Raw genomic sequence first — 12,256 nt, 5'->3', positions numbered from 1 at the left:
AGGGTCGAGATGAGTGAATCACGAAGCCGCCACGCCGCATAGCCCCAGCGACTCCGTCAGAACTGCCGTTGCTCTAGTTCTTAGCAAATACTGATGCGGCGTTCGGACCCGGTTCACGCCCTTGAAATAGTGCGTGCGAGCCAGTCATCCGAACTTGAAGAGGACACCGAAGCCGCCGCGCGGATAGTTCCACTCGATCTCGCCCGACGCTTCGCAGAGCACGCGGCAGGTGCCGCATTCCATGCAGCCGTCGGCGGTAATCTCGACCTGGCCCTTGTCGTTCAGCTCGTAGCACTTGGCCGGGCAGACGCGTGTCAGTGCGATAAGATTGGGACTCGGCTTCTCGTGCGGCCGCACCTTGATGTGCGGCCCCCCGGCATCGACCAGATAGCGGTTCAGGAAGAGCTTGTCCTCGACGCGGAGTTCGGCCACTGCGATCGTCATCTCGTCTCTCCTTATTTAGCGCCAAGCGAACGCCAGGCGGACAGCGTCGCTGACCAGGCCCCAGCGCGAGCGCGCCTTGATGAAGGCGGCCGTGGTCGCCTTTTCCTTCTCGATCTTCGGCGTGCCGTCGACGCGCATGAAGTTCTGCGCGGCCAGGGACATCAGCTGCGGGTAGGTCATGAAGAAATGGCGAGAATGGGTATGGAGCAGAACTGGCATGTCCTTGTATTTCATCAGGTCTTTGACGACAAAGGAGTTGTCCAGCATGGTCTTGTAGAGGGCGAGGTTCTCCTTGGTCATAGGGTCCCCACGGCTGTTGATCTGGAAGATCGCCTCGCCGGCGATGCGGCCGGAGGTCATGGCGAGGTTGGAGCCTTCGCGGTGCACGGCATTGTTGAGCTGCGCCGCGTCGCCGACAACGACCCAGCCGTCGCCGAAGAGCTGCGGGATCGCCTTGTAGCCGCCCTCGGGGATGAGATGGGCAGTATATTCCTTGACCTCCGAGCCGGCGATCAGCGGCCGGACCGACGGATGGCGCTTGAAGGCGTCGAGAAGCGCGTAGGGGCTCTCCGTTGTGGAGGCGAAATCGGAGACCAGGCAGCCGATGCCGAGCGAGATCGACTCCCTGTTGGTGTAGAGGAAGGCCAGTCCGGTCATGCCGCGCGAGATGGTGCCGGCGGCTTCGATCACGCAGCCTTCATTGCCTTTCAGGCCGAAGCGCTCTCCGATGACCTCTTCCGGCAGGAAATGCATCTCTTTGACTGCGAGCGCTACCGTTTCCGGCTTCGGCATCTCGCGCAGGCCCGCGCGGGTGCCCAAAAGGCCGTTGACGCCTTCGGCGAGCACGACGACGTCGGCGAAGATGACGTCGCCGGCGCGGTCGGTGCGCACGCCGATCACCTTGCCCTTGGTGTCGTGGGCGAGCTCGGTCACGGTGGTCTCACAGAGCACGGTTGCGCCGGCCTCGCGCACCTTGCGCGAGAACCATTTGTCGAACTGCGCGCGGATGATGGTGTAGCGGTTGGGCATGGCCTCGTTGAAGTCGTCCGACCGGTAGTGCATGCCGGTGTGGGAGGTGTCATCCATCATCCAGAAGCGCTGCTCGACGGCGTGGCGCTCCAGCGGGGCGTCCTCGCGAAAGTCCGGGATGATCTTCTCCAGCATATCAGCATACATGATGGCGCCCTGGACGTTCTTGGAGCCCGGATATTCGCCGCGCTCCAGCTGCAGCACCTTCATGCCGCGGCTCGCCATGGTGTAGGCGGCCGCATTGCCGGACATGCCGGCCCCGATGACGATTGCGTCGAATTTTTCCTCGATCATGGCCGTCTCCGTCAGCTGGCGAGCTTGTCGCGGTTGTGCGGCGAGAGCCGCCGCGTGAAGGCTTCCGTCAGCGCCGGCAGGAAGCGGATCGCATCGGTGACGATGCCGAGGTGGACGAAATCAAAAATCGGGGCGTTCGGGTCGGTGTTGATAGCGACGATCAAGTCCGCGCCCTCGACACCGACGCGATGCTGGATGGCTCCGGAGATCCCGGCGGCGATGTAGAGCTTCGGCCGGATCGTCTTGCCGGTCTGGCCGATCTGGCGGTCTGCCGGCATCCAGCCTTTCTGGACCAGCGGGCGCGAGCAGCCGTATTCGGCGCCAATGGCGGAAGCGAGATTCCTGACGAGCTGCAGGTTCTCCACCGCGCCGAGGCCGAGGCCGCCGGCCACGACGACGTTGGCATAGGCGAGATTGGCCTTGGCCGACTGGCTGTCGGGCAGGAATCCGAGGATCTTGGTGACGACCTCTTCCTCGGCCATGGCCAGCTTGTGCTGGATGACCCGGCCCACCGGCTTGTCCACCCGCTGCGGCATGGCCATGACCCTCGGTCGCACTGTGGCCATCTGCGGCCGGTAGTTGATCGTGTAGATCGTGCAGAGCAGTGAGCCGCCGAAGGTCGGCCGCGTCGCGGCGAGCGAGCCGTCGGCGTCGACGTCGAGCTCGGTGCAGTCGGCGGTGAGTCCGGTGAGAAGCGTGGTCGCGGTGGAACCGGCGAGGTCGCGGCCGAGGATGGTCGCCCCCAGAAGCAGGATCTCGGGCTTGTAGGTGTTGAGCAGGTCGGTCATCGCCCTGGTGAAGGGCTCGTTGCGGTAATGGGCGAGCAGCGGGTCCTCTATGATGTAGGCGAGGTCGGCGCCATATTCGAAGGCCTCGGCGACCGCATGCCACGTCGCCTCGCCGGGCGGGCCGAGCACGACGCCAGCGAGCTCTACCCCGAGCTTGTCGGCGAGCTTGCGGCCTTCGCCGAGCAGTTCGAAGGAGACGGGATGGACCTGGCCGCGCTCCAGCTCGATGAAGACCCAGACGTGCCGGTAGTCCTTGAAATGCTCGGGCAGCTCCTTCTTCATGCCGGCACGGCCGGCGGCGGGGGGAGGGGTTTCTCGGTTCGCGGTCGACATCGTCTGCTCCTTGCCGTCACGCGGCGCCGTCGAAGGCGAGTTCGTGTTCCAGCGCCGGCTGGCGTGTTAAGATTGCGGCAATCAGCTCGTCAGCGAGATCGCGCAGCGTCTTATCGGTGGTGTCGATTTGCGCCGCCTTTTCCGCCCGCGCGGTAGGGGCGAAAACGCGCTTGACGACCGTCGGAGAGCCGCGCAGGCCGCATTTGGCGAGGTCCTCAATGCCGGCGTCGGCCGCACTCCACTTCACGATCTGGCTGCGCGCGGCGCGCAGAGCGTCGTCGAGCGAGCCGCGGCGGATCTCGTTGGTGCCTTCCAGCATGGTGATGAGGCAAGGGAGCCTGCTCTTCAGCATCTGCATGCCGCCTTCCGAGCGGCGCTCGACCGTGATCTCGCGCACATCGAGATCTATGGAGGCGATCTTCGCGACATAGGTGAGCTGCAGGAGGTCGAGGCGCTTGGCGATGCCGGGCCCGACCTGGGCGGTGTCGCCGTCGATCGTCTGCTTGCCAGTGAAGACGATGTCTGGCGTACCGAAGGTCTCGCCGACCTTTGTGATTGCCTGAGAGAGAGCGAAGGAGGTCGCCAGCGTGTCGGAGCCGGCAAAATAGCGGTCGGTCAAGAGCACCGCGCGGTCGGCGCCGTAAGTGAGCGCCTTGCGCAGCGCGTCCTCGGCCATGGGCGGACCCATCGTAAGCACGGTGACCTCGCCGCCATGGGCGTCGCGCAATCTGAGTGCTTCTTCGAGGGCGAACAGGTCGTAAGGGTTGATGATGGTCGGCACACCCTGGCGCATGATCGTGTTCGTCACCGGATGGACGCGTATCTGCGCGGAATCCGGCACTTGCTTGATACAGATTACGATGTGCATGGCGGTCTCTCTAGGCTCCTATCCGGATGCGGGCTTGGCGGTTCATCTCCTTCCTAGCATCATTTCCTTCCTAGCATCATTCGTGCCAACCGTTTTGCGTTCCCCTATGCCTTTGAAATGCGGTTGTTTTCTTCTGAAGGCGCCGTCGTGATAACCGGATTTGTCGGCTGCTCGACATTGTCGTGTCGCACTCATTCCTTCCCGAACAGCTTCAGGACAGAGTCGAACGGAACGAAGGTGCGGCCCGGCGTGGCGGGTTTGTCCGGATCGTGGTCTTTGAGCACTTTGAAGACCCGGTGCGTGAGCGGCGAGGAAGTCGCGAAGTCCTCGTAGGCACGTTCCAGCGTGGCGCACGCCCGCGCGGCGATCACCTGGTCGGGGAGATCGGAGAAATCCTCTTCGGCGAGGTATTGCCCCATGTGCTTCATGATATGGAGCCGTGACACATTGAGCACCTTCGGATCATAGGGGACGCCAAGGACTGCGAAGAACTCCTCCGCAGCCGACAGGCCCTCCAGCTGCGCGAGGATATCGGTGGCATCGATGTGACGGCTGTCAGCGGAACCACTGCTCATTGCATTCTCCCCTGGTCGGAAATGGTGGTCTCGGGTGCGTTCGCGGCAAGCTGACGCTGCAGCCGCGAAATCCGCAGTTCGAGGAATGAGAAGCGGTCGACCAGCGAGGCAATCGCATCGCCGACCGGGCCGGGCATTAGGTGATGGTCGAGATCGATCCGGCCATTAACGATGCGGCCGGGTATGCCGACCACGGTCAGGCCGGGCGGGACGTCCTCGATGAAAACTGCATTGGCGCCGACCCGGCAGCCGGCACCGACGCGGACGCCGCTATCGAGAGTCGGATGGCACTTGCCCGGCGCCCAGGACGTGCCGCCCAGCGTGATGCCGTGATAGAGGGTCACCTCGTCGCCGACCTCGCCGGTTTTGCCGATGACGAACTCGGTGCCGTGATGAATGAGGAAGCGCCGGCCGATCGTCGCGCCCGGATGGATGTTGGCATTCATCACGAGGCCGGCCGCCCAGGACGGCAAGCGCGCCGGGAAGCGGAAGCCTCGCCGCCACAGACGATTAGCGAGCCGGTGACAGACGATGGCGTGGACGCCGGGAAAGGTGAGCACGATTTCGAGCGTGCTGCGCGCGGCCGGATCGCGCGCCTTCCCGCAGGCGATGTCCTCACGGAGCATGGCCATCAAGGATGGCGGAACGGCTTTTGCGCCGCGCCGCGCGGCTGCTATGCTGGAGGAAGTGGTGGCGAGGATAAACGACATCGCCGGCCTCACCCGATTTCAAGGGTTGGGCCGGCAGCCTCGCTGCGCAGTCTGTCGTAGAGCTCGACCAGCTGAGTTGCGGTGATTGCCGATCTGGTCTCGGCCGCCTTGCGGCGGACGCGGGCGACCATCGCGGCTGCCAGATCTGGGTCGAGGTCGCGGCCGTTTTCGCTCAGCACATGGGCAATCGCGGTAGCGCCGGAATGCTTGCCGATGACGATGCGCCGGCAGCAGCCGACGAGCGCCGGATCGAGCCCCTGATAGGTGTGGAGATCCTTCAGCAGCCCCGCGACATGGATGCCGGATTCGTGGGTGAAATCATCGGCGCTGACGACCGGCTTGATGGCCGCTGTCGGCCGGCGAGCGGCCCGCGCCACCTGGGCGGCGAGGTCGGGCAATGCGGTCAGGTCGATGCCGGTATCCGCGCCGTCGAGGACGGCCAGCGCGGCGGCCACCTCTTCCAGCGCGGCATTGCCGGCACGCTCGCCGAGCCCGCTGACGGTGACGGAGGCATGGCGCGCGGCGGCACGGATCGCCGCCAGCGTGTTGGCGGCGAGACCGAGGTCGTTGTGCGCATGAAATTCGAGGTCGGCGGGAGACTGGTCCGCGACCTGGGCGGCAAATTCGACGGTCGAAAAGGGGTCGAGAACACCGACCAAGCCGGCCAGCCTGACACGGCTTGCGCTGGCGCACGCGGCCGTCTCGATCACACTGGCGAGATGATCCCGGTCGGCCCGCGAGGCATCCCCGCAGCCCACCGTGACGAAGAGGCCGCGGGCGGCTGCGTGCCCGACCATGTGCTCGATGACCTGAAGCGCTCCCGCCCGATCAAGGCCGGGCTTGGCGGTGAGTAGGATGTCCGATGCAGGCAGTGACAGATTGACGGCGGCGATACCGCTCTCGATTGCTGCGTTGAGATCCTCCGACCTCATTCGACACCAAGCCTTGGTTGCGTAAAAACGCTGACGTGTCACTCGTTGAAGCAATTTTGTGTCGTGCAGGACTGGATTGGCCGAATACTTCTCGGTGCAGACGCATGAAATCGTACAAATAGTGCACCAAGATCGGGCCAGTTTGAGTTTTGATACAGCCAGGGCTGTGAGCCGAATCGGGAGACGCAGCGCGCCCGCGGCGCAAATTGCTTCGATCTCGTCGGCGCCCATGGCCGTCGTGAAGGCGGCGCCGGGTGCCTGTGCCCGGTCGCACAGGGTCGTATCGTTGAGAAAGACCGGACGTTTCATGAGCGGCGGTCGGCTCTTCTGCCCCTCAGGCCTAGACCGGATCGAAGCTCTTCGGCACTTCGTCCCCGGCCCTGAGGGGGGAAAGAGCACGCAGCTTCTCCACGATTCCGGGAATGACCTCGAGCACCCGGTCGACATCCTCCTCGCCGTTGTCGCGCGAAAAGGAAAAGCGGATTGCCCCATGTGCCGCGGTATAGGGGATATTCATCGCCCTCAGGACATGGCTCGGCTCCAGCGAGCCGGAGGAGCAGGCAATGCCCTCGCGATGGAGGAGAAGCAGCATGCCCTCGCCTTCGATATATGCGAAGGCGATGTTTGCGGGGTTCGGCAACCGCTCCAGCGGATCGCCGGTAACGAAGGCGTTCGGGATGCGCTGGAGAAGTCCTTTTTCCAGACGGTCACGGAGCGCCTTTACCCGTGTGTTTTCGTCGTCCATGAAGTTCAAGGCGAGTTCGGCTGCCTTGCCGAACCCGACTATGCCGGGCGTATTCTCCGTGCCCGCCCGCCGGCCGCGCTCCTGGTGCCCCCCTTTGATCAGTGAGTGGAAGCGCTCGCCACGCCTCACATAAAGTGCGCCGATCCCTTTCGGGCCATGCAGCTTGTGGCCGGAGAGCGACAGCATGTCGATTGCGGTCGATTTCAGGTCCATCGGAAGCTTGCCGACCGCCTGCACTGCGTCGGTATGGAAAAGGGCGCCGACTTCCTTGGCTAACTCAGCAAGCTCGACCACGGGGAAGATCGTACCGGTCTCGTTGTTCGCCCACATGATCGAGACGATTGCTACGTGCGGGGTGAGGGCGGCCCTGTAGGCGTCGAGGTCGAGCCGGCCCTGCCGATCCACTGGGATCCTGTGCACCTTGACGCCGCGCGTCTTCTCAAGATGCGCGCAAAACGTTAGCACAGCCGGATGCTCGACCGCGGACGTCACGATCTCTGTGCGGCGAGGCATCACCTCGAGTGCCGAAAGGATCGCCGCATTGTCGCTTTCCGTCCCGCCCGAGGTGAAGGCGATCTCATGGTCGCACTCCGCGCCGATCAGCGCCTGCACCTGCCGACGCGCCTCCTTCACCGCCGCACCGGCGGAGGCACCAAAACCGTGCATCGACGAGGGGTTGCCGAAGTGATCCGTAAAGAACGGCAGCATCGCTTGAACGACTTCAGGATCGACTCGTGTCGTCGCGTTATTGTCGAGATAGATAGGCCTCATGGGTGCGATCCTCAGCTGACCGGAAGGACGCGAAGCGCGAGTCCGGTCGCCTCATGGAGCTTCTGGCGCATGCCGTTGATGGTGACCGAGGCGCGCTGGCAGCCGGTGCAGGCGCCCGACAGTTTGACGTAGACCTGCTCACCGTCGACATCCACAAGTTCGCAATCCCCGCCGTCAGCCGCAGGTAAGAACGCATGTCCTCGACAGCGGTTTCGATCAGCCGAATTCGCTGCAGCGTCGTCTTTGACGGCTGGCAGCTTTCGGTCCCGCTGGAAGCTGAACTGTTTCGGGTGGCAATGTTCTCCGCATCCTACCGGACGCGATCGCCGACTCCGGAATCGACTTCGACCTTGCCTTGTTCTTGAGGGCGCGGACATCCGTTGCGCCGGCCGTATAGGTCTGTTCTGCCGTAATGAAGCCTTCGGCGACCATCGCCGCATGGACCCGAACAAGCACTTCCTCGATGGCTTCGAAGCAAGTGAGGCAGCCGCCGCCAGCCTTGTGTAGTGCGTGACCTGCTCGATGGTGGAGAGCCTGTTGATACGGACGGCCCGCTCGATCACCCCTTCGTTGACACCGAAGCATTTGCAAACGAGGGCACCGTCCTCGTGATCGTCGCCCCATTCCTCGCCGTGGTAGTTGGCGATCGCAGCCTGCAGTGCCTCATAACCCATCACCGAGCAATGCATCTTCTCCGGCAACCGGCCACCGAGAAAGTCCGCTATGTCCTGATTAGTGATCCAGAGGGCTTCATCGACGGTTTTGCCGATGATGAGTTCGGTAAGCGCGGACGAGGAGGCGATCGCGGCGCCGCGGCCGAAGGTCTGGAATGTCGCGGCAGTAATCGTCTCCGTCACCGGATCGACGCTGATCATCAATTTAAGCGCATCGCCGCAAGAGATGGCGCCGACCTCACCGACGGCATTGGCCGTTTCCAGAACGCCGGCATTCTTCGGGTTGAAGAAGTATTCCTTGACCTTGTCGCTATAGTCCCACATGGCCCTTCTCCCTGTCTCAGGCGATCAGCCGAAGGACTTGCCGCAGGCGCACTTCTCGCGCGCGTTGGGATTGTCGAAGACAAAGCCGGAGGATTCAAACCCCGTGACGAAGTCGACGGTCGTGCCGGCGACATGGGGTTGGGAGCCTACGTCGACGAACACCTTGACCCCGTCTGTCTCGATGACCGCGTCGCCCTCGCGCGAGATGCTTTCCAGGCCTAGCAGGTATTGGAAGCCGGCGCAGCCGCCGGCCCGGACCATGATGCGCAAGCCGTCGGCCGGCTCAGCGGCGCGGGAAAGCGCAGTCTTCACCGCAGCGACGGCGTTTTCGGTGAGCATGATCATGGGACGATTTCTCCTCACTCCGTGACGCACTTGCGGAGAACCATGCATGTCCCGTGCCAAAGGAGAAACTCATGTTAAACAACATAATGGCTCTAATGCTGCGATGTCGCCGGTCCGACATTGTCGACTATCGGACCACGCGGAGCGCGGTTGGATGACCCGTGAACTGCGCTGTTCCCGTGGAGCAATCCTGTCTGCAGCTCCTGTGAAAACGTCAGGCAACCGACACCGCCTGTCGGGTTTGTCGCGTCCGCAACACGGTGGTGTTCGGCCCGACTTCCTGCTGCACTCTCAAGCCATTGACCAGTATGCAGAAAAATATTTCTGAGGCGCTTTCTGCGCAGTTGGCACGCCTTTTGAAACTCCCCCGTCGGGGGCCGGAAGGAGCTGCCCACCTAGCTGTGCGAGAGCAACAGATGCGGATTGCGGAGCAATCCGGATAACGGCTGAGTTTTGCCATGTCGGAAACCTGATGACTTCTGAAATCGCAGGGAGATCGAAATGCTTCATAAAGCGGACGGAACTGAAGTATGGCCGCGGACCTCGACAAAGTTGCCGTATCTGTCGCTTGCCGGTGTCATTGAATCCTCGGAAGACTATGCCACAATTCGGCCAAGGCTGCGTCGGGCCTATGAGGGGCTTCCCGGCATCGCCTCCGATGATGCATTTCTGGTGCAGGAATTCGAGGATGGCGGCGGTTTGCTCTTCTGCGCCCACCCCGACAAGAACTGCGCCTTGCTGCTGCCAGGAAATTGATCGTGGCTTGGAGAAGCAAAAACCCTGTGCTGGTCTCGCAAACCTCGTCGACGTGACCGAGAACAGCCTGGATGGCATCGCCGACATGCGGGTGCTAGGACCGGTTGCTGGATATCCATCTTGGCATGCCAATCCGGGAAGAGCTGCCGAAATACGCGGGCTATGTTTCCGCCCGCAACATCATGCCCGATCACGACGCAGCCCTGGCCGACAGCGTCGATCTGTCCTGGCTGAGGGAATATGGCGAGCAACTGATCGATTACGATCCGCACCGCCTCAATCCGGGCAGTCCGGTCCGACGCCGGGAAATCCTCGGCCGGTACCATGTACGGCCCGAACCCTTTGCAGAGGCCAATACGGTGGCCAATGCCATTCTCGGTCATTTCGAGAAATCCATGGGCATTGCTTTGATCCAGTAGGCAGTAGCCTCGCCTCTGACACCGCATTGGCGCTTAGATAGGGAGAACATCGATGATCAGATATCAGACAGAACATTTGATCCTTACTTCTATGCGACCCGAGCACGAAAAGGAATCATTCAAATTGCATATCGACCTGGATGTGCTCGCGTACTTTCAAGAGGGCGACCCAGGCTGGCAGGAGCACATCAGCGCAGCCCTGCGCAGGGCCGCCGGCAAGTCCAATGACTGAAGCCCGTGCAGCCGCAGAGGCTGAGGTGCTGGAGCACCGCGGCTATCAGATCCGACTCAGCCCAACTGGCCTGGAATGGATGGCCTTCGTGGCACAGCCCAAACAGCGCCCGACCTTGATCATGGCTCCCGATCGCGATGCTGCCACCGCCAAGGCCTACGAGTGGATTGATCGACAGCTTGCATCTGACAAGACACCAGTATGAGCTACAGCCTGATCCAGCTGGCGCCCGGCGCCTATGACCTCCTCCTGAATGGAGAGGTTGTGGGGAGTGTCGTGCGCAGCAGCTCATTCCAGCCTTACACTTGGACAGCGGAACTGCTTGAGGATTTACCTCCGGCTCGGAGGCCTGCACCCTTCACTGAGATCGAACATATCTTCGCCTCGTTGAAGGAACTCTGTGATTGGCTCGGTAATGTACAGATGGAAACCGGACGGGACGCTGATCCGCATTCGCAGATAGTTCAGTAGTGGATCCGCATCTTAGCTTGAGTTTGGCCATTTCTGACGGGTGATTTGCGAGCGCGGGAGCGGCGAAGCGAACAACGCGGTAGGTTGGTGTGTCCCCGCCAAGAGACGCCGCCATGCTGCACCTGCCCGCCCGCTTCGCCGCGATCATGTTAGCCTTTGCCCGGCTCTTTCGCCACCGGACCTGGTGCCATGCCGAGATCCTGCTCGTCGCGGCCATCCTGGCGCCCGGCAAGCGCACGGTGACCAGCCTCCTGCGCATCGCCGGCCTCAGCCGCGAGCGGCACTTCGGCAACGACCATCGCGTTCTCAGTCGGGCCCGCTGGAGCGGACGCGACGCTGCCCGGCTGCTGTTGGGCCTGCTGATCCACGCCTTTGTCCCGACCGGTCCGGTGATCCTCGGCCTGGATGACACCATTGAGCGCCGCCGCGGCAAGCGAATTGCAGCCAAAGGCATCGACCGCGATCCGGTGCGCTCATCGGATGCCCACTTCGTCAAGGCCTCAGGCCTGCGCTGGACTTGCTTCGCGGAAGATACTGCTGGCGAGTTCGTCACGCTGGGGTCGGAGCCATCATGAGCTTGGTAAATGCGGATTGACGGGTTTGCGCAAGTGGTGTGCCACCCATCCAAGCACCAATGCGGACGAGGTTCATGGCAGCTGCCGTCAGCACGTGTTGCAGATGCGGTTTGGCGAGACCGATATAGCGCGAGCGCTGAAGATGCAGGACCCGGACGCCCGCCGAAATCGTTCCTTCGATGCCGGCGCGCTGTCGATACTCTTTTGAGAAGGCGAGTTGCTCCTCGCGCTGGCGAGCCGCCTCCAGCGTCTCGTGTTCCTCGCGTGGTCGTAGCGTGAGCAGGCGCCGCCCGCTTCGGGTACACTGTGTCTTCAAGGGACAGGGTCGACACTCTGTTGTCGAGAAGCGAACTTTCAGTGCGGTCCGTCTCTGGTGATCATCAGGACCCCAACTCCTGCTCTCGTGCCCGGCCGGACAGATTGCCACTTCCCGATCCCAATCGAGGAGGAAGTCCTGCACCGTGAAGCCCTCGCCTGACCGGACCTGCCCCTGATCATCCTTGGGAGCCGGCCCTAACAGGGTGATGCCTTTCTGCCGGCTGGCGACCAGTTGGTCGGCTGCGACATCCCCGGCATCGACAAGGTGAGTGGCCGGCAGCAGACCCTTGGCTTCGAGCGCCGCATGGATGTCATCGAGAGCATCACGATCAACGATGGGCGCCGGCGTGGTCTCCCCATGCGTGATGAGATGCGGTTCGCCCTCGTCACACGCCTCGGTCAGATGCACCTTGTAGCCGATCCAGATCGTTGATTGCTTCCTGGCGTAGTGCACCTCTGGATCGTAGGGCGAGGCGACCATCAGCAAGGAGGGTGGAAACCCCTCCTGGTCCGTCCGCCACCGTATCAGAGTAAGCGCGCAAATCTCCGCACCTTTTCATTGTTGATGCAGTGAAAGAGGCTGTGTCCGCAATGGAGACTGTGGACGCAATGACGGTGAATAGTGCGGACATTCCAGGTCAGCTGAGGGTCGT

At 62.6% G+C, this 12,256-nt stretch carries 17 protein-coding genes and 1 pseudogene; 7 read left to right on the top strand and 11 right to left on the bottom strand.

Annotated elements, in window-relative coordinates:
- Nucleotides 1-144: 144 nt before the first annotated feature.
- The 10 genes from JKL46_RS32800 to JKL46_RS32755 form a co-directional block, all read right to left on the bottom strand.
- Nucleotides 145-444: a ferredoxin family protein gene (locus JKL46_RS32800; protein WP_009488302.1), complete on the bottom strand. Its 300-nt coding sequence runs from the start codon at nt 442-444 to the stop codon at nt 145-147.
- A gap of 15 nt (nt 445-459) precedes the next feature.
- Nucleotides 460-1,767: an FAD-dependent oxidoreductase gene (locus JKL46_RS32795; RefSeq protein ID WP_009488304.1), complete on the bottom strand. Its 1,308-nt coding sequence runs from the start codon at nt 1,765-1,767 to the stop codon at nt 460-462.
- A gap of 11 nt (nt 1,768-1,778) precedes the next feature.
- Entirely contained in the window at nt 1,779-2,888 is a 1,110-nt protein-coding gene (locus JKL46_RS32790; RefSeq protein WP_201842504.1) for an electron transfer flavoprotein subunit alpha/FixB family protein, read from the bottom strand.
- 16 nt (nt 2,889-2,904) lie between these two features.
- Nucleotides 2,905-3,756 carry an electron transfer flavoprotein subunit beta/FixA family protein gene (locus tag JKL46_RS32785; RefSeq protein ID WP_201842502.1) on the bottom strand — a complete coding sequence of 284 codons (852 nt, stop codon included), beginning with the start codon at nt 3,754-3,756 and terminating at the stop codon, nt 2,905-2,907.
- Nucleotides 3,757-3,947: 191 nt separating this feature from the next.
- The gene (gene nifW, locus JKL46_RS32780) at nt 3,948-4,331 is read right to left on the bottom strand and encodes a nitrogenase stabilizing/protective protein NifW (RefSeq protein WP_201842500.1); all 384 of its coding nucleotides are present in this window, start codon (nt 4,329-4,331) and stop codon (nt 3,948-3,950) included.
- Nucleotides 4,328-4,963, bottom strand: a complete 636-nt coding sequence (locus JKL46_RS32775) for a serine O-acetyltransferase (protein WP_425493343.1) — start codon at nt 4,961-4,963, stop codon at nt 4,328-4,330. Before JKL46_RS32775 ends, nifW begins: the two co-directional genes overlap by 4 nt.
- A gap of 86 nt (nt 4,964-5,049) precedes the next feature.
- Nucleotides 5,050-6,282 (bottom strand): homocitrate synthase/isopropylmalate synthase family protein, encoded by a 1,233-nt coding sequence (locus JKL46_RS32770; protein WP_201842498.1) that lies wholly within the window; start codon nt 6,280-6,282, stop codon nt 5,050-5,052.
- Nucleotides 6,283-6,313: 31 nt separating this feature from the next.
- Complete coding sequence (nifS, locus tag JKL46_RS32765) at nt 6,314-7,489, bottom strand: cysteine desulfurase NifS (RefSeq protein WP_201842496.1); 1,176 nt, start codon at nt 7,487-7,489, stop codon at nt 6,314-6,316.
- Between the two features lie 11 nt (nt 7,490-7,500).
- Nucleotides 7,501-8,487, bottom strand: a complete 987-nt coding sequence (gene nifU, locus JKL46_RS32760; protein WP_246529697.1) for a Fe-S cluster assembly protein NifU — start codon at nt 8,485-8,487, stop codon at nt 7,501-7,503.
- 24 nt (nt 8,488-8,511) lie between these two features.
- Entirely contained in the window at nt 8,512-8,832 is a 321-nt protein-coding gene (locus JKL46_RS32755; protein WP_009488318.1) for an iron-sulfur cluster assembly accessory protein, read from the bottom strand.
- Between the two features lie 154 nt (nt 8,833-8,986).
- Here JKL46_RS32755 and JKL46_RS32750 point away from each other — a divergent pair, with 154 nt between their 5' ends.
- The 7 genes from JKL46_RS32750 (at nt 8,987) to JKL46_RS32720 (ending at nt 11,285) form a co-directional block, all read left to right on the top strand.
- A complete protein-coding gene (locus JKL46_RS32750) occupies nt 8,987-9,160 on the top strand; it encodes a hypothetical protein (protein ID WP_201842492.1) in 174 nt (57 codons plus the stop codon).
- A 173-nt stretch (nt 9,161-9,333) separates the two neighbouring features.
- On the top strand, nt 9,334-9,588 hold the full coding sequence (locus JKL46_RS32745; protein WP_009488320.1) for a hypothetical protein: 255 nt from the start codon (nt 9,334-9,336) through the stop codon (nt 9,586-9,588).
- Between the two features lie 125 nt (nt 9,589-9,713).
- Nucleotides 9,714-10,007, top strand: a complete 294-nt coding sequence (locus tag JKL46_RS32740) for a hypothetical protein (protein ID WP_201842490.1) — start codon at nt 9,714-9,716, stop codon at nt 10,005-10,007.
- Nucleotides 10,008-10,059: 52 nt separating this feature from the next.
- Nucleotides 10,060-10,239, top strand: a complete 180-nt coding sequence (locus tag JKL46_RS36065; protein ID WP_009488324.1) for a BrnA antitoxin family protein — start codon at nt 10,060-10,062, stop codon at nt 10,237-10,239.
- On the top strand, nt 10,232-10,444 hold the full coding sequence (locus tag JKL46_RS32730) for a hypothetical protein (protein WP_009488326.1): 213 nt from the start codon (nt 10,232-10,234) through the stop codon (nt 10,442-10,444). Before JKL46_RS36065 ends, JKL46_RS32730 begins: the two co-directional genes overlap by 8 nt.
- On the top strand, nt 10,441-10,710 hold the full coding sequence (locus tag JKL46_RS32725; RefSeq protein WP_009488328.1) for a hypothetical protein: 270 nt from the start codon (nt 10,441-10,443) through the stop codon (nt 10,708-10,710). The genes JKL46_RS32730 and JKL46_RS32725 overlap by 4 nt, the downstream gene beginning before the upstream one ends.
- A gap of 113 nt (nt 10,711-10,823) precedes the next feature.
- On the top strand, nt 10,824-11,285 hold the full coding sequence (locus tag JKL46_RS32720) for a transposase (RefSeq protein WP_201842488.1): 462 nt from the start codon (nt 10,824-10,826) through the stop codon (nt 11,283-11,285).
- Here the strand turns inward: JKL46_RS32720 and JKL46_RS32715 are convergent.
- Nucleotides 11,260-12,129, bottom strand: a pseudogene (locus JKL46_RS32715) (transposase); the annotation flags it as partial. The gene JKL46_RS32720 and the pseudogene JKL46_RS32715 sit on opposite strands and share 26 nt — an antisense overlap.
- Nucleotides 12,130-12,256: the final 127 nt, after the last annotated feature.

Source organism: Microvirga zambiensis WSM3693 (assembly GCF_016735695.1).
GTDB classification, from domain to species: Bacteria; Pseudomonadota; Alphaproteobacteria; order Rhizobiales; family Beijerinckiaceae; genus Microvirga; species Microvirga zambiensis.
This window is presented reverse-complemented; position numbering and strand designations above follow the sequence as displayed.